Below are 22,834 nucleotides of genomic sequence, written 5' to 3' on the forward strand. Positions count from 1 at the left end.
GTTGCCCTATTTTTTGAAATTAATGAAAGGTAGTTTCTCTTTAATTTTTGAAATCTTTGACTCAAGGTTGTTCAAAAACTTTTGATGACTTTCAGAATCAGGATTAAAAGGTTTGTGATGCAGTGCTTTTTGAATATCACAAATATCTTGCATGGTTTTAAATACTGCTTCAGAAACAAAATTCTCAAAAAACTTTACCCAAATATAGTCTATAGCAACCTGATTAGGATGCAACATATCTTCGGCATAAAAACGGTAATCTCTAAGCTCATCCATCATGATTTCGTAGCTTGGAAAGTAACTTGTTGATGAATACTGACTGATAACTTTATGAAGCGCAGTTAAAAGATGTGCCTTGCTTTGCTGGTTTTCTACAAAACCATCCTTGATGTGTCTGACTGGTGAAACAGTAAAAATGAATTGACACTTTGGGTTTATTTCATGAACCAATTGAATGGTTTTCTGAATAGAATTTTGAATATTTTCTGTTGATAACAGCTCTTTTTCAAACTCTTTTTGTGGCACTTTATGACAATTTGCAACTATTTCATTCGAAGTTTTATAACGATAAACCCATGAAGTACCATAGGTAATCTGGAAATGGGTTCCATTACTTATTTGTTGATGTGTTGACTCAATTAAATCATTCAACTGCTTCAACAAATCGTCTTTTTTGGGATTGCTCAACTCCGAATGTACCTCAAAACAACTCCACAAGTCGTTATGAAAAAAAACATCTGAATCTTTATAATAGTTTTTTTCAACTACTCGCTCTACCAATTTCATAATTGAAACTGGATTAAAGATGATACCAAATGGATTTACAGCATTTTTAAACTTAAAATACTCAAATTTATCACCAATGTTTTCAGCAAAACACGAACCCATCAGCAATAGTTCGCTATTGTAATCTATTGGGTTTTCATGTTTTTTTATGGGTACAATGGTTCTAAAATCCATACTAAATCATTTGGTTTTCAAAAGTAATGAAATTAATTTCTAAAAGATTTAATATTTTTTTACGACTAGTCAATTGAGTATTATTAGTACTTTTGCCTCTGAAAATTTTCACGCTATGAAACTACTCTACTCTTATATCATAAAACACAAATTATTGCTTTTTCTTGCCTTAATCATGGCATCCATTAACATCTGCTTTAGTCTTTCTGACTCCGTAATTACGGGTAAACTAATGCAGGATTGTGGTGTGGAAATAGCAAAATATGCAGGAAACAAAGTTGGATTTTTAAAATCGCTTGGGTTTTGGTTAGGCTTGTCGCTTGGTGCTGCAATGATTTCACGTATTACTAAAAACTTTCAAGATTATTTTACAAACATCGTCATCCAACGAACTGGTGCCGAAATGTATACTGATGGTATTAAAAAGTCGCTCGATTTACCGTTTGAAGAGTTTGAAGACCAACGTAGTGGTGAAACCTTGAGTAAACTTACCAAAGTACGTTCGGATAGCGAAAAGCTAATCACGTTGTCCATTTCATTAATATTTCAAACCATTATCGGGTTTGTTTTTGTGATTCTATACGTTTCTCGAATTGATGCTCGTATTTCATTAATCTTCTTAATCACGGCGCCAATTATTGCTTTAGTAAGTTCTTATTTGGGTAAAAAGATAAAAGTCGTTTCTCGTAAAATAGTTAATCAAACTAATTCCTTGGCAGGTTCAACTACCGAAAGTTTACGCAATATTGAACTTGTAAAAAGTTTAGGATTAACCCATCAGGAAGAAAAACGACTCAACCTCAACACCTTGAAAATACTTCAGTTAGAACTACAAAAAGTTCGCTTCATTCGAAGTTTGAGTTTCATTCAAGGAACCACTGTGCATTTCTTAAGAACTTGTGTGGTTTTCACCTTGTATTATTTCCTTTTTGGTGGAAAAATATTGGTAGGCGACTTGCTAACTATGGTATTCTTTACCTTTTTCATCTTTGGTCCTTTGCAGGAATTGGGGAATTTTATCATCGTTTTAAACGAAACCAAAGTATCTATGGAGAACTTTAAAACACTGCTTAGCGCTCCAAAAGAATACCGTCCAAAAAGCCCAAAACACGTAGGTAAGATTACTAATTTGCGTTTCAAAAACGTTTCTTTCAAACATAAAACTGCTGGTCAAAAAGCGGTTGACAACATTAATTTTGACATCAAGCAAGGCGAAACCGTTGCATTTGTTGGACCATCGGGTTCAGGAAAGACAACTTTGGTGAAACTGTTGGTTGGCTTATATTCGCCAGCCGATGGAGAAGTTTTGTATAACAATATTGATTCTAAAGAAATTGACTTGCTCGATTTAAGAAAGCAATTAGGATTTGTAACCCAAGATGCACAGCTATTTTCAGGAACCATTCGCGAGAATTTATTATTCGTAAAACCTAATGCTACCGATGAAGAATTGCTTGAAGTGATGCAAAAAGCCAGTTGTCAAAAGTTATTAGACCGTGCCGATGACGGATTAAACTCTACCATTGGCGAAGGTGGAATCAAAGTTTCTGGCGGCGAAAAACAACGTTTATCCATTGCTCGTGCCATATTGAGAAACCCTAATTTATTGATTTTTGACGAAGCTACTTCGGCTTTAGATTCGATTACCGAGGAAGAAATCAATCATACTATCAGAACCATTTCGGACCAAAACCGAATTACAGTATTGATTGCGCACCGCTTATCAACCGTGATGCACGCCGATAAGATATTTGTTCTAGAACAAGGAAAAATAATTGAAGAAGGAAAACACGATGACCTGGTAGCCGAAAAAGGATTGTATTATGCGATGTGGCGTCAGCAAATTGGGGAACGAAAAGCGACTTTTACCGCTTAACTCATTAGTATTCTAATAACTATACAAGGTTTTTTCGTAGTTAGGAAATGCAACACCAAAATCTAAAAGAAGAAAATTAGATTCTCTTTTTTGTGGATATTGGTTACCATTATACTGAAACGTGCTAACCAAAAGTTCCATTGAAGAGGTAGCTTGATTAGTAGCTATATTATTTTCAGAATACATTTCTGTACCATTATTAGCATTATTCTTTGAAATTGCTTTGCCAAAATTCAACAATTTTTTAAATCCTGTAATGTTATACAAAGGATTTCTGTTAGAATCGTAGTTGTAAACTAGTTGATGTTTTTGCTCAATATCTACTGGACTGTCATCATAATCAGTATTATCACTCAACAGATTTTCATTAGCAATGTTCAATGTTCCGTGTAATAGCAGCGTTTCGTTTGTAAGTCCTTCGTTGGCAATCTTTTCGTAATTAATCGTTCCATTAGCCTGATAAAGGTAGTTTATAGAATAATTATTAGAAGATACTATTTTAGTCAAATTACCGTCTGTATAGGTATAATTAAGAACTTCCTGCTCTAAAGTAGTTAAATTAGTTTGAACAGTTTGAGAAATTAAACTCCCTAAATATGAGAATTCAATAGAAGCATCTTCATTAACAATGCTGACAATTTTATTACCATTATAGTTAAAGGTACTTGTTCTTGTTACACCATTTGTAGCAACATCAACCATACTTTGAACCATTTGATTACTAGACGTAGAATCACTGCTACACGATGTTAGCGCTAATGATAGTAAAAGAAAACAAGCTGTTATTATAGAAGTAGGCTTCATAAGTGCAATGTATTTAAAATTCGATTTGGCACTTCAAACTTATACGATTAGTATTGCTAATCACAAAATTTGCGATAATCTGTTAAAAAAATCGATATATAGCTATTATATACTGATTTACAAACAATAAATCCATCAAAATTCAAGAAAATGGATTCGGTTTTAAATCTGTAATTTTTCGGTTTTTATTAACTAAAAAGCAGTAATTAAAATGGTTTTTCTTCGGAGTGAGTCCGTACTGAGTCCATACTGTGTCCATACTGTGTCCGTATAAAACGGATTTTTATATGGACTCAGTATAGAGTTATTATTTAATCAATATGCAAACATCCCAAAGAAAACCCATAAAAAACCCATGCAGTTGCATGGGTTTCTATCTGTATTTAATTGTAAAATTGCTTAGAAATTCCAGAAAAACCTAAGGTTGTAACTGCTTTAGGTTTTCTGCTGTGCCTTATTTTACTTTTAGTTGTACTGAATTGTAGTCAAAGCATCATCATCTGATGTTAAAATTGAAACTGGAAAATTCAATGAATTATATTGATAAGTACTTGTATAATTACTGAATGATGATAGAGACTCAGTATATGATAAAACGTTATGGTCAAAACCTTGTGTTTGGTTTTCTGAAAGTCCTGCCAATAAATACCATTTATAGCCTACAATGTTTTTAAACGGAGAATAACTTGTATCGTAAGTATATGTATTTGTTGAAGTAAGACCAGTATCATCGTAATTAATTACAACTTGTGAAACATCATTTCCAATCATGGTAATACTACCTGAAGAATAGAATGTTCCATCTGCTATTCTTGTAAAAGAAACAGTACCGTCTGAGTTGTAAGTATATGTTTCTTGATTATCCCAAAAATCAGAGATATCTGTATAACCAATCAACTGACCAGAAGCATTGTAAGTCAATGTTTCTGTAGTGTCCAATTCACCATCGTAAAAAGTTTCTACTTTGGTAATCAAATCACCAGTGTAGGTATATTTAATTAACTCTCCATCGTTGCTTGAAACTTGTTTGATTTTTTTACCGTTATAAGTAATATTAGAGACTACTGAACCATCATTATACGTGTCAGTAATTTTAATTGGTAATACATCATCAACGTTTGTTGTACTAGAAGAACTATCACTACTAGAACATGATGATAAGGTAATGGTAATGGCGCTTAAAAATAAGATAACTTTTTTCATTTCAGTTTAATTTAAATTTTGCGCAATTAAGTAAATTTATTATGAATTAAAAAAGTTTTTTCTCAACAAAAAAAATGTTGATTGTTAATTAAAAAAATAAACCCGTCTGAAGAATATCAGATGGGTTTATAGTAAAAAGTTTTATCATTTATTAAAATATTTATTTAATGAAATTGACTGCTTTTTCTAAAGCTTCTGGAATTCCTGCTGAGTTTTTACCTCCAGCTGTGGCAAAGAAAGGCTGTCCGCCTCCGCCTCCGTTTATATATTTCCCTAATTCGCGCACTACTTGACCAGCATTCAAGCCTTTGCTATCTACTAATTCTTTAGAGATGTAGCAGGTTAACATCGGTTTATCGTCTTGGTTAGTTGCTAAAAGAAGGAACAGTTGGGTTTCTTTAGTTCCTAATTCGTATGCTAAATCCTTTGCGCCAGTCGCATCTAAATCTACCTGAACCGCTAGGAATTTTACTCCGTTTACTTCTTGAATTTGAGAAGCTAATTCGCTTTTCAGTCCTTTAGCTTTGTCTTTAATTAGTTGCTCAACCTGTTTTTTAAGCTTGGTATTTTCATCTTGCAACGAACCAACTGCTTTTAAAACATCCTGAGGATATTTTAAAGTTTCTTTCAATTCTGCTAAAGTTTGCTCTTGTTGGTTATAGAAATCTTTAACCGCATCGCCAGTAATTGCCTCAATACGACGGATTCCTGCCGCAACAGCACCTTCTGAAACTATTTTAAAATGCCAAATATCGGCTGTATTTTTTACGTGAATTCCTCCGCAAAGCTCTTTGCTTTCGCCAAATTCAATCATACGAACGCTGTCACCATATTTCTCTCCGAACAAAGCCATAGCTCCTTTTGCCAAGGCTTCCTGTATAGGTAGGTTTCTGTATTCGTTTAATTGCAGTTGTTCCGCAATGCGTTGGTTTACAAAATTCTCTACTTGTTTTAATTCTTCATCGTTTACTTTGCTAAAATGAGAAAAGTCAAAACGCAAGTAGTTAGGACTAACCAATGAGCCTTTTTGCTCTACATGCGTTCCTAAAATGGTGCGCAAAGCCAAGTGCATCAAATGCGTAGCAGAGTGATTTTTTGAGGTTGAAGTCCTTAAATCTGTATTTACTTTTGCTACAAAAGCCGCTTCAACATTCTCTGGAAGTTGCTTTGCAAAATGAAGAATCAAGTTATTTTCTTTCTTGGTATCTATAATTTCAATCGTTTCATTAGCTGACACAAGCACACCTTTATCGCCTACTTGTCCTCCGCCTTCTGGATAGAATGGTGTAGCATCCAAAACAATTTGGTATAAAATACCGTCTTTTTTACTGTCAACTTTTCGGATACGGGTTATCTTAACATCGTTTTCGGTTTGGTCATAACCCACAAAAGTTTCTACATTTCCTGGAATTAATACCTTCCAGTCTTCGGTTGAAACCTCAGAAGCAGCACGAGAACGTGCTTTTTGTTTTTGAAGTTCTATCTCAAATTCGTTTTCATTAAACGAATAACCTTTCTCTTTCAATATCAGTGCGGTCAAGTCTTTTGGGAAACCATAGGTATCGTATAACTCAAAAACCTTTTCACCAGACACTTCTTTTCCTTTAGTTGATACAATTACGTTTTCGAGTAATTGTAACCCTTGCTCTAAAGTCCTTAGGAACGATGCTTCTTCTTCTCTGATTACATTGGTTACCAATTGTTGTTGGGACTTAATCTCTGGGAAGAACTCACCCATTTGATTAGCTAAAACAGCTACTAATTGATTGATAAAAGGTTCCTTGGTATCCAAAAACGTAAAACCATAACGAATAGCACGACGCAATATCCTACGGATAACATAACCTGCACCAGTATTTGACGGCAATTGTCCATCTGCAATAGCAAAGGCAACGGCACGCACATGGTCTACTATCACACGGATTGCGATATTTACTTTGTTTTGTTCTTCAGAGATGTTTTTAACTTCGTTTGAAGTGTATTTTAATCCTGTGATTTGCTCTACTTTTTCAATTAATGGTGTAAAAACATCCGTGTCATAATTGGAGGTAACACCTTGCATTGCCATACACAAACGTTCAAATCCCATACCGGTATCTACGTGTTGTGCTGGAAGTTTTTCTAAGGAACCATCGGCTTTTCGGTTGAATTCCATGAATACGTTATTCCAGATTTCTACCACTTGTGGATGGTCTGCATTGACCAAACTTCTACCAGAAACTGCTGAACGTTCTGCATCACTTCGTAAATCTATATGGATTTCTGAACAAGGACCACACGGACCTTGGTCGCCCATCTCCCAGAAGTTGTCTTTTTTGTTTCCAAAAATGATTCTGTCTTCAGGAACATATTGCTTCCAAATATCAAAAGCTTCCTGGTCAAAAGGCACATCTTCAGCTGGATTTCCTTCAAAAACAGAAACATATAAACGGTCTTTGTCAAGCTTCAAAACTTCGGTTAAAAATTCCCAAGCCCAAGCAAGTGCTTCTTTTTTAAAATAATCTCCAAACGACCAGTTGCCCAACATTTCAAACATGGTGTGATGATAAGTATCAAAACCTACGTCTTCAAGATCATTGTGCTTACCTGAAACACGAAGACATTTTTGGGTATCGGCTATTCTTTTACTTTTAGGGGTTCCATTTCCTAAAAAGAATTCTTTGAATTGTGCCATTCCTGAGTTGTTAAACATCAGTGTTGGATCGTCTTTAAGAACGATTGGAGCTGATGGTACAATCAAATGGTTTTTGCTTTCAAAGAACTGCAAATATGCTTTTCTAATGTCTTGTGATTTCATTTAACTATTGAGATATTATTTTTCTACTACTCTTTTTAATTCAGTTAATGCCAAAGGAAATTTATCCTTCATATAGTCAAGATATTGTTCTACACAATCTACTTCGGCCGTAACTGTTGTTATTCCGTCAACTTCATCCAATTTGTAGGTTTCAAATGAACCTGTCCATTTCTCGGTTTCGGCGTCCAAAGGTAATTCTTTTAAGTCGGCAATATTTCCAATATGTTTGAAAATAATCAGTTTTTCTGGAATTAAATATAACACATCGCTGTACATTCCTGAACCTGATGGCGACAAAAAGTGAACACGACTTCCTTGAGCTAATTCGCCCGTAAAATAAGAACCAACACAAAATGGCGTTGTCCATCTTGTATATAATTCTTTGTTCCACATTATATCCCATACTTTACCAGCAGATGCGTTTATGACAGTGGTAAATTTAATTTTCTCTATGTTATACAAATAATTTCTCAGGTTGGTTTTCACTAAAGCATTCCATCCCATTTCATAATTTTCAGGAGCAAACTTATCACCACCATCAGCAAAGGTTTCAAGCCCTTCATGAGTTAAAGTAACTTTTACTTTTTCATCGTTAATGGCTTCTATTTTCCAAGTTACAACTGAACTTCCTTTTGATTGTTCTGGGTGCGTCCACGTATGTTGAAGTAACTTATTTTCCTCAACTTTCAGAATTTTACATTTATGAAAATAAGAGTTCCCGTCTGGTTCATAAAAAGTAAACTCGTTTCCGATTTGAAGATTAAAATTAGAAATATCAAAATACCATACTTTCATTATTTCTGGTTTAGTAATCGCTTCCCAAACCTTTTGAGGTGAGGAATCAAATATTGTTTCAACAGTAACTACAGCCATGGTATTAAGTATTAAAAGTTAAGATTAAAAAAATAAAAACTAGATAACTATGAAACATTTCTTAAATTTGTTCGTATAACTAGTGTTTCTTTTAAACTCCACAAAAATAGTATAAAATAAAAAATGGCGAAGAAAGTAAAGTATTATTTCGATACCGAAAGTTTAGCTTATAAAAAAATAAAGACTTCATTTAAAAGAAAATTCGCTTATGTTGGCGGATTTATTTTATCGTCTGCGTTATTTGGATTTTTATGTTTTGTGGTGCTTTTAAACACTACCTTTTTTGAAACGCCAAAAGACAGATTGTTGACTCGTGAAATTGAAACCATGAAGCTGAAATATTCCATTTTAAATAAAAAAATGGATCAGATTGATGAAGTTTTGGCCAACATTGAGGACCGAGACAACAATATTTATCGCGCTTATTTCAATACTTCTCCTATTCCTGACGAACAACGCAAAGCAGGTTTTGGCGGAATTAATCGTTATAAAGAATTAGCAGGACTAAACAATGCTGACCTTGTTATTAATACTTCAAAACGGGTAGATATTATTTCAAAAGAATTGGCAATTCAGTCAAAATCATTAGATGAAATTTTGAAATTGGCAAAAGAAAAAAATAAATTATTAGCTGCAATTCCTGCAATACAACCCGTAAAAAATGAGCAAATGAAACGCATAGCTTCTGGTTTTGGTTATCGAAGCGACCCGTTTACTAAAGCTAGAAAAATGCATGAAGGCATGGATTTTACAGCTAATACTGGTACGCCTATTTTTGCCACTGGTGATGGAGTTGTGAAAAATGCAGATAATTCAAAATCGGGTTACGGAAACCATATTGAAATCAATCATGGATATGGCTATTTAACTTTGTATGGTCATTTAAGCAAATACAACGTTCGTGCAGGACAACGTGTAAAACGTGGTGATATAATTGGCTATGTTGGTAGCACTGGACGAAGCGAAGCTCCGCATTTGCATTATGAAGTGCATAAAGATGGCAAAGTTGTCAACCCAATTAATTTTTATTATGGCAATATTTCTGCCGAAGAATATACCGTTATTTCACGATTAGCTAACCAAGAAAACCAATCTCTAGATTAATGCATATAGAACTTTCACCCGATAAAAGATATTACAGCATTGGCGAAGTAGCCAAAGCTTTTGATGTAAATGCTTCCTTAATTCGTTTTTGGGACAAAGAATTTGATGTTCTCAAACCAAAGAAAAATGCTAAAGGCAACCGAATGTTTACTCCAGAAGATGTTAAAAATCTTCAATTGATTTACCATTTGGTAAAAGAACGTGGCTTTACACTTGAAGGTGCAAAAACTCATTTAAAAGAAGGTAAAAAACAAACCTTAGACAAGTTTGACATTGTTGCGAAACTAGAAACTATCAAAGCGCAACTAACTGATTTAAAAAAGAATTTATAAAATAAACCTAAAACAAATAAAACATGAATTTTAAAAAATTTTTACCGTGGATAATTGTAATTGTAGTTCTTTTTATTGGATACAATTACGTAAAAGGAATCAATAACAAAGCTGTAGTATACGAACAAGACATTAAAGAAGCTTGGGGTAATGTTAACACAGCTTACCAACGCAGAAATGACCTTATTGGTAACTTAGTAAAAACCGTAAAAGGCGCAGCTGATTTTGAAAAATCTACACTTGAAGCAGTTGTAAATGCTAGAGCAAAAGCTACTTCGGTAACTGTTGACCCAACAAACATTACACCAGAACAATTAGCTCAATTTAACCAAGCTCAAGGCGGATTAAATAGTGCTTTATCAAGATTGTTAGTAACTGTAGAAAAATATCCTGATTTAAAAGCAAGTCAAAACTTTCTAGACTTACAAAGAGAATTAGCAAGCACAGAAAATCAAATTTTAACTGCAAGAACTAGGTTTAATGAAGCAACTAAACCATACAATAGTCACATTAAAGTGTTTCCAAATAATTTATTCGCAGGATTATTTGGCTTCAAAGAAAAACCATATTTCGAAGCAGTTGCTGGTGCTGAAAAACCAGTTGACGTAGAATTCGATTTCAGCAATGACAAAAAAGAATAATTGATGTCAAAAGTAGAAGATTTTTTAACCCAAGAAGAAGAACAAGAAATTGTTGAAGCTATTCGTGTGGCTGAAAAAAATACTTCAGGTGAAATTCGTGTGCATTTAGAAAAAAAGACTTCTATAGATGCGTTTGAACGTGCTATGGAAGTTTTTCATATTTTGAAAATGGATGAAACCAAAGAGCATAATGGCGTTTTGATTTATGTAGCCGTAAAAGACAAGACATTTGTAATTTATGGTGACAAAGGAATCAATACTAAAGTGGCTGATAATTTTTGGGATACCACGCGTGATATTATGGTATCACATTTTAAACAAGGAAATTTTAAACAAGGTTTGATTGATGGCATCCTGAAAGCTGGAGAAGAATTAAAAAAATTTTTTCCTTATCAAGATGACGATACAAATGAGCTTTCTAATGAAATTTCAAAAGGATAAAAAACATGAAAATTATAAATACAAAAATGCTTTTTTATCGAATTATACTTTTTTGCTTTGTACTCCAAATTCAAACTGTTTTTGCACAATTTACAATTCCTGAAAAACCAAGCTTTCAAACTTCGGTCTATGATTATGCTAAATTATTAAGCGATTCTGAAAAAACTCAACTTGAAGAAAAACTCATTAGATATTCTGATTCTACCTCAACTCAAATCGTTGTTGCCACTATTGATGATTTAAAAGGAGAAAGTATAGATGTAGTTTCAACCAATTGGGCACAGAATTGGGGAATTGGACAAGCTAAAGAAGACAATGGTGTTTTTATTCTTGTTGCAAAAAACGATAGAAAAATAAGCATTCGACCTGGTTATGGCGTTGAGGATAAATTAATTGCCGCTACTTGTGGACAAATAATAGACTATATAATTGTTCCTGAATTTAAAGCCGGAAGTTATTACAGAGGTTTAGACAAAGGAGCTGACGCTATAATTGATGTTTTAAAAGGCAAATTTAAAGGCACACGAAAAGAAAACAAAAAAGGAAATTTTCCAATTTTTCCAATCATTATTGTAATCATCATTCTGATAATAATTTTTGCTAAAAACAAAAATAATGGTGGAAACTCAGGTAATCGTGGTGGTGGTTTAGACTTATCAGATATTATTATTCTAAGTAGCTTAGGACGAAATCGAGGTGGTTTTGGTGGTTCATCTGGCGGTGGATTTGGCGGAGGTTTCGGAGGTTCTTCTGGTGGTGGTTTTGGCGGTGGTTTTGGTGGCGGCGGATTTTCTGGTGGTGGCGCAAGCGGCGGATGGTAATCAAATTTACTATTCTACAATTAAGAAATATAAGGTTTGAAATTTTATAAAAACTATAATTTAAAAAGCCTCGCAAATAGCGAGGCTTTTTATTTTTAATCTTCAAAGAACATCATATTGTCATTCTTTTTCTTTCCGCCAAATTTTTCAATTTTATAGGTCAGCGAAAACATTACATAACGTCTTAAAACGGTGTTTTCAGAATCGATGATTGCTGTTGGTGTTATGGTTCTTCTGGTGTTTAAGTTTTGATTTAATAAATCGTATACTTTAACTTTTGCAAGCAATTGGTCATTAAAAAAGTTGTATCCAATACTTGTATTCCATAAATAGAAATCTTTTCTGAAACCGCCAGCGATATTTGAATTATAAGTATATCCAAAATCATTTCCTATTACTAACTTTTTAGGAAAATAGGAAGTAATTTCAATTTTTGCATTGTGTGTAAAATTATCGGCTTTATCAATTACATAGTTGTCATATTTAGTTTTTGAAAAGGAATATCTGTAGCTTGGCGCAATGGTAATTAACTCATCAATACTCCAAGTTAAATTAACTCTAGGATTAATTTGTAATTGTCTTGACTCAAATAAAACTGCATTGGTTAATCCTTGATTAACATTGTAGTCAAAACTAATTCCTGTTGATAATCTTAAGGTTCTTTTTTCTTTTTTAAACGATTTGTTCCAATTTCCACCAAAATAAGAGGAAAATGACCTATCTACATTTTCATAAGTAGTGATTGATTTAAAATTAGAATCAAAAACAGTAGATGAAACAACCGCATCTTTACTTGCATTAAATCCAGAGTAAATATAATATCCAGAACGTGAAGCATAATCATAATTATTGAACCCAAAATACATACTGTGACGTTTGGTTGGATCTAAATTTTCGTTACCAACAATAGTGTTTAATGGATTGGATAAGTTTTCTACAGGCAATAATTGACTCGCACTTGGAACAGAAACTTCATAATTATAATTGGCATAAATTGATTTTGATTTTCCAATTCGGTGACTGATGTATCCTTTTACTTTTGGAAAAATATAATTTTTATTCAAATCAGTAGAAACTCCCAAGTAATCTGATTTTGCTTTGAAATTTACAAACTCAGGACCAAAATTAATTCTTCCATTGGTTTTGTTTTTACCAATAATTAAACCCGTTGAAGGAAAATAAGTAAACTGGTCTGAACGAATAGAATTGGATTGTAAATCATTGAAATCACTATAATCGTTGGCAATAGCATCAAAATCAAAAGTATTTAAGCTTTCTCTTCTGTTATTGAATTTTATTTCTGAAGTCAAACTCAATCGCAATGAATCCGTCAATGGTTCACCAAAACGAACTTCAAACCGCAAATCATTCTGCTTTTCTCGTTCAAAACTATTTTGCTGTCGAATATCATCAGGTGTTGTATCTGCAAACAAAGTAGCCGAATTGGTGTTGTTAAATGTTCTTTGGTCTTTTGATTCAAAATTTAAATTAACAGTCATTCCACGAGATTTCTTTTTGAATCTTTTACTATAACTTACTTCAGTTTCAAAATTTGAATTTTCAATTTCTCTGTAATCATCGCTGTTACTTCGGTTTAATTCATTCAAATTTTCATCGGTAGTAATTCTATCTCTTGAAAATCTACTCTTCGAAAGGTTTTTAGTAAACTTCGGACTAACATAAATAGTTGCTGTAGAATCTAATTTTATTTCAAAATCAGTGTTTAGATTATGTCCATTGCTAATCGAACTGCTAATAGAATTTGAGTTTGTCAAAGTTGTTCCTGTTGGCAATAAATTAGTGCTTTGTGTTCTATTTATGTTTTCATTTTCGGCATTCGAAAAGTAATAACTCGTTGTATTATCCAATTTTTTGAACCATTGGTCTTGATAATTTACACCAACCAAGTTGGATTTTGTAATTCCGTTTCCGCCGCCGAAAGTCATCCCGTTTATTCCAAATCTTCCATCGTCGTTATAGTACATGGATGTGTTTCTTCCTCCGCCCATATTATCAAATATTTCATTCATCGAAAAACCAACAGAATTAATATTATTAGATGATGCTAAGACAGAAATCTTTCGTTCGCCTTTAAAATAATTGAGCAATAAACTAGATTCATATCGTCTATCCGAACCACGACCAGCCATTATTTTCCCGAAAAAACCTTTGTTTTTATCTTCCTGAATGGTAAGGTTTATAGTTTTATCTTCGGAACTTGCTCCTTCACCTGAAATTTCTTCTGATTTGGTTTTAGTGTCGACTACTTGAACTTTATCAATAATATCAGCTGGAAGATTTTGTGTGGCAATTTTTCCGTCTTTGCCAAAGAATGGTTTGCCGTTTACCAAAATATTATTGACTTCTTTACCGTTTACCGTAATTTTCCCTTCGGGTGAAATATCAACTCCTGGCAACTGCTTTAAAAGTGCTTCAACATTAGCATCGGCGCCAACTTTAAACGACGAAGCATTGAATTCGAGTGTGTCTTTTTTTATTCGGATTGGCGGTGTTTCTGATTTTACAACAACTTCATCTAAGTTTTTGATGGCTTCCTCAAGTTCTATTGTACCAAAGTCTTTATCAGAATTTAAATTAGAAACATCTTCTTTGAAATCATTGTAGCTTACATATGAAATTTTTAGTACTAAAGGTTTGTTCGTTTTTTTAAGTTTTAAATCAAAAAAACCCATTTTGTTGGTAATGGTATAGTCTACTACTGTAGAATCGATTTTTGAAGTTAAATAAACCGTTACTGATTCGAGAGGAATTTTAGAATTTTTGTCGATTACTTTTCCCTTTAAAGAAATAGAATTTTGAGAAAAAACTATGCTACAACAAAAAAGTGATAGCATCAAAAGAAATGATTTTGGCATAAAAAAAATTAGTCGTTTAAGGTTAGTTAAAACTATAAACGACTAATTACTTATTTTATTGTGTATTGAGAAAATTTCTTACCTAAATTTAACAGAATTTTTACTTTTCTCTAATATAAATATCAATTGGAACACCTGAAAAGTCCCAATTTTCACGAATCTTGTTTTCTAGAAAACGTTTGTATGGTTCTTTTACATATTGTGGTAGATTGGCAAAAAACACAAACTGTGGTGTTGGTGTTGGCAACTGCATGCAGTATTTAATTTTTACATATTTCCCTTTTAATGCTGGCGGTGGATATGCTTCTATTAGTTTTAACATGTAATCGTTGAACTTAGAAGTTGGAATGCGTTGTTTTCTGTTTTCAAAAACTTGTACTGTTGATTCTAAAGCTTTTAACAAACGCTGTTTTGTTAAGGCTGAAACGAAAAGAATTGGCACATCAGTAAATGGTTGTAATTGCTCGCGGATTTTACGCTCGTAATCACGGGTTGACATGGTATCTTTTTCAACCAAATCCCATTTATTTACTAAAATTATTACTCCTTTTCTATTCTTTTCTGCTAACCAGAAAATACTTTGGTCTTGACCTTCAAAGCCACGAGTAGCATCAATGATTAGTATACAAACATCAGAATGCTCGATAGCACGCACCGAACGCATTACTGAGTAAAACTCTAAATCTTCTTTTACTTTAGCTTTTCTTCGGATTCCGGCAGTATCAACCAAATTGAATTCGAAACCAAAACGATTATAGCGAGTATCAATAGCATCACGAGTTGTTCCTGCAATATCTGTAACTACAAATCTGTCTTCGCCAATTAATGCATTGATGAAGGATGATTTTCCTGCATTAGGACGACCAACTACACAAAAACGAGGTAATGGATTTTCTTCTTCTGTTGCTTCAGGAAGTTCAGGTAAAACTTCGACTAATTTGTCTAACAATTCACCTGTTCCGCTGCCGCTAATACTTGCAATTGTAAAATATTCGCCTAATCCTAGGTTATAAAACTCAACTGCGTCTTTTTCGCGCATAGCATTATCAACCTTGTTTACCGCTATTAAAATTGGTTTGGTTACTTTTCTTAAAAGCTTTGCAACTTCGGCATCCATTGGAGTTATTCCTTCTTCAACATCAACCACAAAAATGATAGCATCGGCTTCATCAATAGCTAATTCAACCTGACGACGAATTTCGCCTTCAAAAATATCATCGGAACCTTTGATGTAACCACCAGTATCAATAACTGAAAATTCTTTTCCGTTCCATTCACTTTTACCATAATTTCTATCGCGAGTAACTCCAGAAACAGAGTCAACAATGGCTTCTCTTCTTTGAATTAAACGGTTGAAAAAAGTAGATTTCCCTACGTTTGGTCTTCCTACTATGGCTACTATATTGTTCATGGTTTTTATTTTTTGCAAAAGTAAACCTTTTGTTTTAAAGGTTTATAATATAAAATGTTTAAAATTAGTGGCTATTATTTTTGATTATACCCAAATCTTTTAAGTTGGTAAGCGTTGTTTCTCCAATCTTTGTTGACTTTTACAAAAAGTTCGATGTGGATTTGTTTTCCGAAGAATTTCTCTAAATCTTCACGAGCTTGCATGCCTACTTTTTTGAGTGCTGCGCCTTTATGACCGATGATGATTCCTTTTTGGGTATCGCGTTCAACCATAATAACCGAACGAATTCTGATGATTTTTTCATCTTCTAAGAATTCTTCTGTTTCTATTTCTACAGCGTATGGAATTTCTTTGTCGTAGTTGGTTAAAATCTTTTCACGAATGGTTTCGTTTACGAAGAAACGCTCAGGTTTGTCGGTTAGTGCGTCTTTTGGATAATATGGTGGTGATTCTGGTAATAATTCTAATATTCGGGCAAAAACTTCTTTTACATTAAAGTTCTCTAAAGCTGATATTGGATATATTTCAGCATTAGGAACTTTTTCTTTCCAAAGGTCAATTTGCTCTTCGAGTTGTTCTTGGTTAGACTTGTCAATTTTATTTAATAGTAATAAAACCGGAATTTTAGAGTGAATGATTTTATTGAAAAATGCTTCGTCTTTCAGTTCTTTTTCACCAATTTCAACCATATAGATTAACACATCAGCATCTTCAAAAGCAGATTTCACAAAATCCATCATTGATTTTTGCATTTCATAAGCTGGTTTAATAATTCCTGGAGTGTCTGAAAGGACTACTTGGAACTCCTCGCCATTAACAATTCCTAAAATTCTGTGACGGGTTGTTTGTGCTTTTGAAGTTATAATGGATAATCGTTCACCAATGAAGGCATTCATTAATGTTGATTTACCCACGTTTGGGTTTCCTATGATGTTTACAAATCCTGCTTTATGCATTTCTTTCTGAATTCTTTTTTTTAAAAATAATTATACTTCGGCTAGCAGTTTGCTTGCGCTTCGGTATAAAAAGTTATTGTAGATGTGTCTTCTTGCGAAACGCGCTGGCGATTCTGCATTGATCATCTTGATGTAGGTGTTTTTTGGTACTCCAAAATATTCGAAGTTGCTACCGTCGGTGAAGCTGATGTATAAAGCACCGTTTTCCATGTAGAAGTCTAAAATGCCTGCGTTTTTAATAGTGTTTTCGTAAGCTGGTTTTACTTTTTCCTGTGTTTCGGGAGCGATACTTACCAAGAAATGATAAGCTTCAATGATTGCAGTACTTTGTGCTTCTGCTTGTTCGTTAGCATCTGAACCTACAAATTTATCAGGATGACATTCTTTCATACTGTTTCTGTAGATTGTTTTTAGCTCTTTTAATGTTGCTGTTTTTGAAACATTTAGCAAAGCTCTGTACTCTGCTATTTTTTTTGTGTTCATGTTTTGAAAATAAAGCGGCAAAGGTAGTATATATTATTTATTACTAATCAATGATTTAGAAAAGATTATAAATAAAAAAGCCACTCATTTCTGAATGGCTTTTTCTTTGTAGCGGGAACAGGACTCGAACCTGTGTCCGCCGCGGCGGATATGAGCCCGACTTCATAAATTGGATATAATATTTTTTATAAATTCTCTTCCAGCTCCCATTTTTAGATACTTTTCTCGCTTTAAAGCTTCTGCTTTTGAAGAAAAGAATTCTACATGAATTACTTCCCAAGGTCTATATTTTATAGTGTATCCTTTAGTTCCATAATAATTATGAGATTTAAACCTTTCTATTAAATTAGAAGTATAGCCTGTATAATTTTTGTGAAATTGTTTAGAGTATAATATATAAACTACGAATTCATCCATATGTAAATATAAACAAAAAGCCACTCATTTCTGAATGGCTTTTTTCTTTGTAGCGGGAACAGGACTCGAACCTGTGACCTTCGGGTTATGAGCCCGACGAGCTGCCTACTGCTCTATCCCGCGATTTGTGAGTGCAAAGATATACATTATATTGTATTATGCAAACAAAATGTTTTAATAAATTTTTTGATTTTTATTTCTGAGGGTTTGTTTTTACTCGGTTAGGTTGGTTTTTGTTTTGTATATTTTGCTTAATCCGTTGTGGCTTTGGAGGATGTATTGCTGGTATTCTTTGAAGTTTTTGAATTGTTTTGGGGTTATGTTGTTTCGTTTGCTGGTGAAATAGAGTGTTTGATTGGCTTGGTCGTAGAATGGGCAATATTCCATGTATTTAGTATTGATGTTTTTGCCTAGATTGGTTGGGGTTTGCCATTGTCCTTGGTTGTCTTTGCGGGCTATGTAAAGGTCGCCGCTGCCGAAACCGTCGGGTGTGTTGTATTTTGTATAGATTAGGAAGTCTTCGTTTTTGGATATGAAGGCGTTGAACTCGTAGCCGGAGGAATTGATGTTTTGGTTGAGGAGTTCGGGGGTTTCATAGGCTGTGCCATTCCATTTTGAATAGTAGATGTCGTCTTTTCCTAAACCGGATGGAGAATCTAGGGTGAAATAGAGGTTATTGTTGTCGGCGAGTGTAGGGTAGAATTCGTTTTGGGTGGTGTTTACTGGACTGCCGAGGTTTATTGGTTCGGACCATGGGTTTTTTTTGTTTTGACGTTCGAGGTACCAGATGTCGAAGTCTTTCTTTTCGGTGGTGGTTTTGTTTAGTGGTCTGTCTGAAACGAAGTAGAGGCGTTTTTGGTCGGATGATAGGAATGGTTCGAGGTAGTTGTATTGGTCGGAGCAGCTTAGTAGTTGTGGTTCTGACCAGTTGTTGTTGGTTTTTTTGATGTAGGCTATTTGTGATAGTTCGCCGGCTGGTGATTGGATGGTAAAGTAGGCTTCTGAACCATCGGTTGCGATGTTTATATCGCGGATGTTTGTGTATTGGTTGAGGATTGGGAAGGCTATTTCGATGGTTTGTTCTTGTTGGGCGTTTATCAGGCTGGTGATTGCTAAGAAGAATGTGATGATTTGTGTTTTTTTCATGGTGATTGTGTTTTGTTGATGAATGATTCAACGAATTTAGGTAAATGTTTGCTTACTTTATTATTAATAACACTAAAATACTAGTTCACTAATAGATTAGTCAAGCATTAATATAACGGCAATAAGACATTAATAACATACGATATATATACGACATATACCCAATATAAATACGACATATATATACATTATTTGATAATTATTTATTACTTTCACATTACTAAATATCAACTGTATGGCAAAGCAAAAAGGTATAATTCATTTTGTTGGTACAATAAACGGAGTGAATTTTTATATTAGAAAAGGTAAACCTGTAGCCCGAAGAGCTGGCGGTGGTTTTAATGGTAGTGCTATTAAAAAGAAACCTAGCATGGCTAGAATTAGGGAAAACAATAGTGAATTTGGAACTACATCGAGTGCCAAGAAACTTTTTAAAGATAGTTTGGCTCCTTTTTTGGGAAATGTAAAAGATAGTGTTCTTCAAGGAGCATTGATGCAATTGTTTATAAAGATTAAGAATTGTGATTTAGTTTCTGAACGAGGTAAAAGAAGTGTTCCCTTAGGGATTGAAAGTTCTGAAGGCAAACAATTTCTGGAAAATTTTGAATTTACTTCGTTAAAATTACCTTATTCGAACAGTTATTTTGATGAAGTGACCTCTACTTTTACTATTACGGATTTTAATGTGAAAGGATTGAAATATCCTAAAGGTGCTACTCATTTGAAATTGCAATTAGGTATCGTTTCTCTTGATTTTGATGCGAAAAATAAGTTTTTGTTTGCTAGTTCTCCCTTACTTATTCCTAAAAATACTGATTTTGGAACAATTAGTATGGAAGCTGCTGTTCCACCTGATTTAACAGGTATTCGTGTTGCTGTTTTTTATTATCGATATACACAAGACTTGAATGGTTTGTTTTATGATTTGAAAGACAAAACAGCTTATGGAATAGTAGTTTTGAAGGTGTATTGAAAGTTGATAAAGATTATTAATGCGAGTTAGATGTTGCTTTCTCTTTATTTTTAAATAAAAACACTAGTTAGTCCTTGTTTTCTATATTCATTTTAGCTTCGCTCTGTTCGGCTTTGCCTCGAGTCTTTGCTTGTCCAAAGAAAACGAACCAAAAGAAAGGACACTTTTACGAGGAATTTTTAATCTTTGATTAAAACCGTTTGAAAAACTCTGCGTCGCTTTGCTCCTGTTTTCAGAGCTTTTTCAAACTATTCTACGTAAAAGCGTTGCAATGCTTCGCATTGCTTTGGTGCTTTCGCATATAAAACTTACGTTAATCAGATAAAAATAAGAAAAGAAGACTCAGCTACTTTATATATAGCTCTGTTGTTATGGGGATATGGTCTGAGATTTGTTTTGCTTGATAAAATTTTGGAAAGTCTTTATAAAAATGGATTGCTTTGCTGTTTTTTAATTGAATTTTATTGGTATTGTACCAAATATTATCAAACTCTGAGGCAAGACAATTGTTGTTTTTGCATTCTTTTTTAAGTGATGTTTTTTGGTTTATGAAAGCGGATTCGTACCCCATTGCTTTAAGTGGATTAAAGACTGTGTGCGATTGAGGACAATTGAAATCGCCTAAGAATACTAGGTTTAGTGTTGGGTATTGGTCAGGTAGAAATTTAAAGTATTTGATTTCAGTTTCAGGTTGTTTTTTCTTTGTTATGGCATGAAAGTTTACCAATGTTACTTGTTTGTTGTTGTATTGAAAGGTTGCATAATAGGGTTCTCGGTCAATGAGTAGGTTGTATTTTTTTTCAAGCCATGGTTTTCCGATTAGTTTTACTGAGGCTGTTTTGTATAGAAATGCATAACGCTCGGTTTTGTATGCAGAACTTGAGGTTGGCTCGCTGATAGTGTAACTCCACTTTGCTCCTTTTGTGTTTAGTTCGTTGGCTAGTTTTGCTACTGCTTGTGCTCCACCGTATCCTGCTACGACTTCTTGTATGGCTATGATGTCATAGTTTTTAATAGTGTTTGCTATATAGATTATGGTTGTATCAGTTTTTGAGTTACCAAAGTCTTCCAGATTCCAAGATATGATTTTGAGTTGGGCTTGGAGTGTAGTTGTTATTAGTAGAAGAAAGAGGAGTTTGGTTTTCATTTTTCAGATGATGGACGTATGTATGTTTTTGTAAAGATAGTGATATCATCTCTAAGGGATTTTGGGTTGGTGATGGTTTTTATACCACGGATTGAAACCCGTGGCTACAAACATTAAACCCCGATGGGGTTATACTTACCTAATTACAATCTGTATCTATAATTGTTATGTTGTATTCAGCACCTGTATCGCTAGTGAAGGAGGCATGTCCTTCCGAAATGTCTGGAGGCATAAAATGCGTGCTGTCCAACCAACCTCCGTTTGGCCAGTGAATAATAGTTAATTCATTATTTTCTATTTCAACAACTAGGGTATATGTTGAATTAGTTCCTCTTTCTGGATTATAATATTCAATCTCTGCGCAGTATTCTCCATCTGTATAGCCTCCATTTTCAACTGATTTATTATCTACAATTGGGAATTTACTTCCTTCATTAATCTCATCATTTGAAGATGATTTACATTGAATGAAAAGTAATACTGTAATAAAGAAAACTAATAATGTTTTTGTATTCATTTTAAATTAATTCATTTACATTTTTTGATAACCTGCTTCACCATTTCTTTTTAGCTTTACCTTATAATTATCACATTTATCACATCGTTGACTTGATTGCCAAGTTAATGATAGTTCGTGTACCCCTTGAGTTCTTTGTATTTTGGATGTGTTTAAATCATAGGAATATCCAAAAGTAAATTCGCCTAACTTAAAGCCCAAAATAGAATTAATTGAAGTTATTAAATGGGCATTATCGCTTCTTCTTTCTGGGTTTGTTGCAGCAATAATCCCCAGACTTAATCGGGGAAAATCCATCACTGCTCCAATATCTAATCTATTATATTGTGATTGTCTCATATAGTTTGCTGTAAAAAGCAAATCAGTTCCTTCAGGTATCAGTTTAGATGGTGAATCAATAAATTCAAAATAGTATCCTGCATGAACTGAAAGCATCATATCTAAAGGAACATTGTTGTTTTCTATAAATGAAATGTCAGGTCTTGTTAAGTGTTTTACTGCCGCACCTATCCATGCATTTTCTTGGTCAATAACCAATCCTACTCCTATATCGAAAAAATTAATTTTATTACTGTACCCTAATACTCCCGGGTCTATTGAACCTTGACTAATAGAACCATCATTTATATTGATTTGATCTTCTAATAACAAGTTACTAAAGTTATAATCTTTTCGACCAAAGCCTGTTTCTAAACCGAACCTCATCCTCCAATCGTAATTGAGTTCTATCCGATAGGAAAATGCTCCATTAATTTGAAAATAGTTATAATCCGTAAATACTTCGTTGTGATTTAAAACAGTTACACCAACACCAATTTGTTCGCTAACAATATTGTTGAAATATCCATATTGTGTATCTATTTTTCTGTTTCCATCTGGCCATTGTCTTCTATGAATTAGACCTGCGCTCCATGTATTTGAAATTCCTGTAAAAGCAGGATTTATTTTCTCAGGAACTAAATAGAACTGTGTGAAAACCGGGTCTTGAGCTAAAACTTTTGTAGAAAAAGTTATGATGAGTATAGTGAAAAATAATTTGTATTTCATTTTGATGTA

21 protein-coding genes and 1 tRNA gene are annotated in these 22,834 nt (G+C 33.6%); 7 read left to right on the plus strand and 15 right to left on the minus strand.

What is annotated here, in order from left to right; translation table 11 throughout:
• Nucleotides 1–6: 6 nt before the first annotated feature.
• Nucleotides 7–960, minus strand: coding sequence for a GSCFA domain-containing protein (locus RN605_RS07290; RefSeq protein ID WP_313323670.1), 954 nt, complete (start codon nt 958–960; stop codon nt 7–9).
• A gap of 115 nt (nt 961–1,075) precedes the next feature.
• Here RN605_RS07290 and RN605_RS07295 point away from each other — a divergent pair, with 115 nt between their 5' ends.
• Nucleotides 1,076–2,836, plus strand: a complete 1,761-nt coding sequence (locus RN605_RS07295) for an ABC transporter ATP-binding protein (RefSeq protein ID WP_313323672.1) — start codon at nt 1,076–1,078, stop codon at nt 2,834–2,836.
• A 12-nt stretch (nt 2,837–2,848) separates the two neighbouring features.
• Here the strand turns inward: RN605_RS07295 and RN605_RS07300 are convergent, their stop codons facing one another.
• From RN605_RS07300 to RN605_RS07315, 4 genes are all read right to left on the minus strand, one after another.
• Complete coding sequence (locus RN605_RS07300) at nt 2,849–3,640, minus strand: hypothetical protein (protein ID WP_313323673.1); 792 nt, start codon at nt 3,638–3,640, stop codon at nt 2,849–2,851.
• Between the two features lie 465 nt (nt 3,641–4,105).
• The gene (locus RN605_RS07305; RefSeq protein ID WP_313323675.1) at nt 4,106–4,843 is read right to left on the minus strand and encodes a hypothetical protein; all 738 of its coding nucleotides are present in this window, start codon (nt 4,841–4,843) and stop codon (nt 4,106–4,108) included.
• A 160-nt stretch (nt 4,844–5,003) separates the two neighbouring features.
• Nucleotides 5,004–7,640, minus strand: coding sequence for an alanine--tRNA ligase (gene alaS, locus RN605_RS07310; RefSeq protein WP_313323677.1), 2,637 nt, complete (start codon nt 7,638–7,640; stop codon nt 5,004–5,006).
• Nucleotides 7,641–7,655: 15 nt separating this feature from the next.
• Nucleotides 7,656–8,513, minus strand: a complete 858-nt coding sequence (locus RN605_RS07315) for an SRPBCC domain-containing protein (protein ID WP_313323679.1) — start codon at nt 8,511–8,513, stop codon at nt 7,656–7,658.
• A 123-nt stretch (nt 8,514–8,636) separates the two neighbouring features.
• Between RN605_RS07315 and RN605_RS07320 the strand changes: the two genes are divergently transcribed.
• From RN605_RS07320 to RN605_RS07340, 5 genes are read left to right on the plus strand one after another with little or no spacing between them, the layout of a single operon-like run.
• Entirely contained in the window at nt 8,637–9,617 is a 981-nt protein-coding gene (locus tag RN605_RS07320; protein ID WP_313323680.1) for a peptidoglycan DD-metalloendopeptidase family protein, read from the plus strand.
• Nucleotides 9,617–9,949: a MerR family transcriptional regulator gene (locus RN605_RS07325; protein ID WP_313323682.1), complete on the plus strand. Its 333-nt coding sequence runs from the start codon at nt 9,617–9,619 to the stop codon at nt 9,947–9,949. Before RN605_RS07320 ends, RN605_RS07325 begins: the two co-directional genes overlap by 1 nt.
• A gap of 23 nt (nt 9,950–9,972) precedes the next feature.
• Nucleotides 9,973–10,590 (plus strand): LemA family protein, encoded by a 618-nt coding sequence (locus tag RN605_RS07330; RefSeq protein WP_313323683.1) that lies wholly within the window; start codon nt 9,973–9,975, stop codon nt 10,588–10,590.
• A 3-nt stretch (nt 10,591–10,593) separates the two neighbouring features.
• Entirely contained in the window at nt 10,594–11,031 is a 438-nt protein-coding gene (locus RN605_RS07335) for a TPM domain-containing protein (protein WP_313323685.1), read from the plus strand.
• A 5-nt stretch (nt 11,032–11,036) separates the two neighbouring features.
• Nucleotides 11,037–11,852, plus strand: coding sequence for a TPM domain-containing protein (locus tag RN605_RS07340; protein ID WP_394853498.1), 816 nt, complete (start codon nt 11,037–11,039; stop codon nt 11,850–11,852).
• 95 nt (nt 11,853–11,947) lie between these two features.
• Here RN605_RS07340 and RN605_RS07345 read toward each other — a convergent pair whose 3' ends face one another.
• The 7 genes from RN605_RS07345 to RN605_RS07375 form a co-directional block, all read right to left on the minus strand.
• Complete coding sequence (locus RN605_RS07345; protein WP_313323686.1) at nt 11,948–14,728, minus strand: outer membrane beta-barrel protein; 2,781 nt, start codon at nt 14,726–14,728, stop codon at nt 11,948–11,950.
• 100 nt (nt 14,729–14,828) lie between these two features.
• Nucleotides 14,829–16,139 (minus strand): ribosome biogenesis GTPase Der, encoded by a 1,311-nt coding sequence (gene der / locus RN605_RS07350; RefSeq protein WP_313323688.1) that lies wholly within the window; start codon nt 16,137–16,139, stop codon nt 14,829–14,831.
• Nucleotides 16,140–16,213: 74 nt separating this feature from the next.
• Complete coding sequence (era, locus tag RN605_RS07355) at nt 16,214–17,095, minus strand: GTPase Era (RefSeq protein ID WP_313323689.1); 882 nt, start codon at nt 17,093–17,095, stop codon at nt 16,214–16,216.
• A 30-nt stretch (nt 17,096–17,125) separates the two neighbouring features.
• Nucleotides 17,126–17,578, minus strand: coding sequence for a KTSC domain-containing protein (locus RN605_RS07360; RefSeq protein WP_313323692.1), 453 nt, complete (start codon nt 17,576–17,578; stop codon nt 17,126–17,128).
• Nucleotides 17,579–17,740: 162 nt separating this feature from the next.
• The gene (locus RN605_RS07365; protein ID WP_313323694.1) at nt 17,741–17,995 is read right to left on the minus strand and encodes a GIY-YIG nuclease family protein; all 255 of its coding nucleotides are present in this window, start codon (nt 17,993–17,995) and stop codon (nt 17,741–17,743) included.
• A gap of 50 nt (nt 17,996–18,045) precedes the next feature.
• A tRNA-Met gene (locus RN605_RS07370) sits at nt 18,046–18,118 on the minus strand.
• A 90-nt stretch (nt 18,119–18,208) separates the two neighbouring features.
• Nucleotides 18,209–19,141, minus strand: a complete 933-nt coding sequence (locus RN605_RS07375) for a TolB-like translocation protein (RefSeq protein WP_313323696.1) — start codon at nt 19,139–19,141, stop codon at nt 18,209–18,211.
• Between the two features lie 235 nt (nt 19,142–19,376).
• Between RN605_RS07375 and RN605_RS07380 the strand changes: the two genes are divergently transcribed.
• Nucleotides 19,377–20,114, plus strand: a complete 738-nt coding sequence (locus RN605_RS07380) for a hypothetical protein (protein WP_313323698.1) — start codon at nt 19,377–19,379, stop codon at nt 20,112–20,114.
• A gap of 346 nt (nt 20,115–20,460) precedes the next feature.
• Here RN605_RS07380 and RN605_RS07385 read toward each other — a convergent pair whose 3' ends face one another.
• The 3 genes from RN605_RS07385 to RN605_RS07395 all read right to left on the minus strand — a co-directional run bounded on the left by RN605_RS07385 (nt 20,461) and on the right by RN605_RS07395 (nt 22,825).
• Nucleotides 20,461–21,261: an endonuclease/exonuclease/phosphatase family protein gene (locus RN605_RS07385; protein ID WP_313323701.1), complete on the minus strand. Its 801-nt coding sequence runs from the start codon at nt 21,259–21,261 to the stop codon at nt 20,461–20,463.
• Between the two features lie 139 nt (nt 21,262–21,400).
• Nucleotides 21,401–21,778 (minus strand): hypothetical protein, encoded by a 378-nt coding sequence (locus RN605_RS07390; protein ID WP_313323703.1) that lies wholly within the window; start codon nt 21,776–21,778, stop codon nt 21,401–21,403.
• Nucleotides 21,779–21,793: 15 nt separating this feature from the next.
• Nucleotides 21,794–22,825 carry a PorP/SprF family type IX secretion system membrane protein gene (locus RN605_RS07395; RefSeq protein WP_313323705.1) on the minus strand — a complete coding sequence of 344 codons (1,032 nt, stop codon included), beginning with the start codon at nt 22,823–22,825 and terminating at the stop codon, nt 21,794–21,796.
• Nucleotides 22,826–22,834 lie beyond the last annotated feature (9 nt).

Origin of the sequence: Flavobacterium sp. PMTSA4, from assembly GCF_032098525.1 — a bacterium.
Taxonomy (GTDB): Bacteria; Bacteroidota; Bacteroidia; order Flavobacteriales; family Flavobacteriaceae; genus Flavobacterium; species Flavobacterium capsici.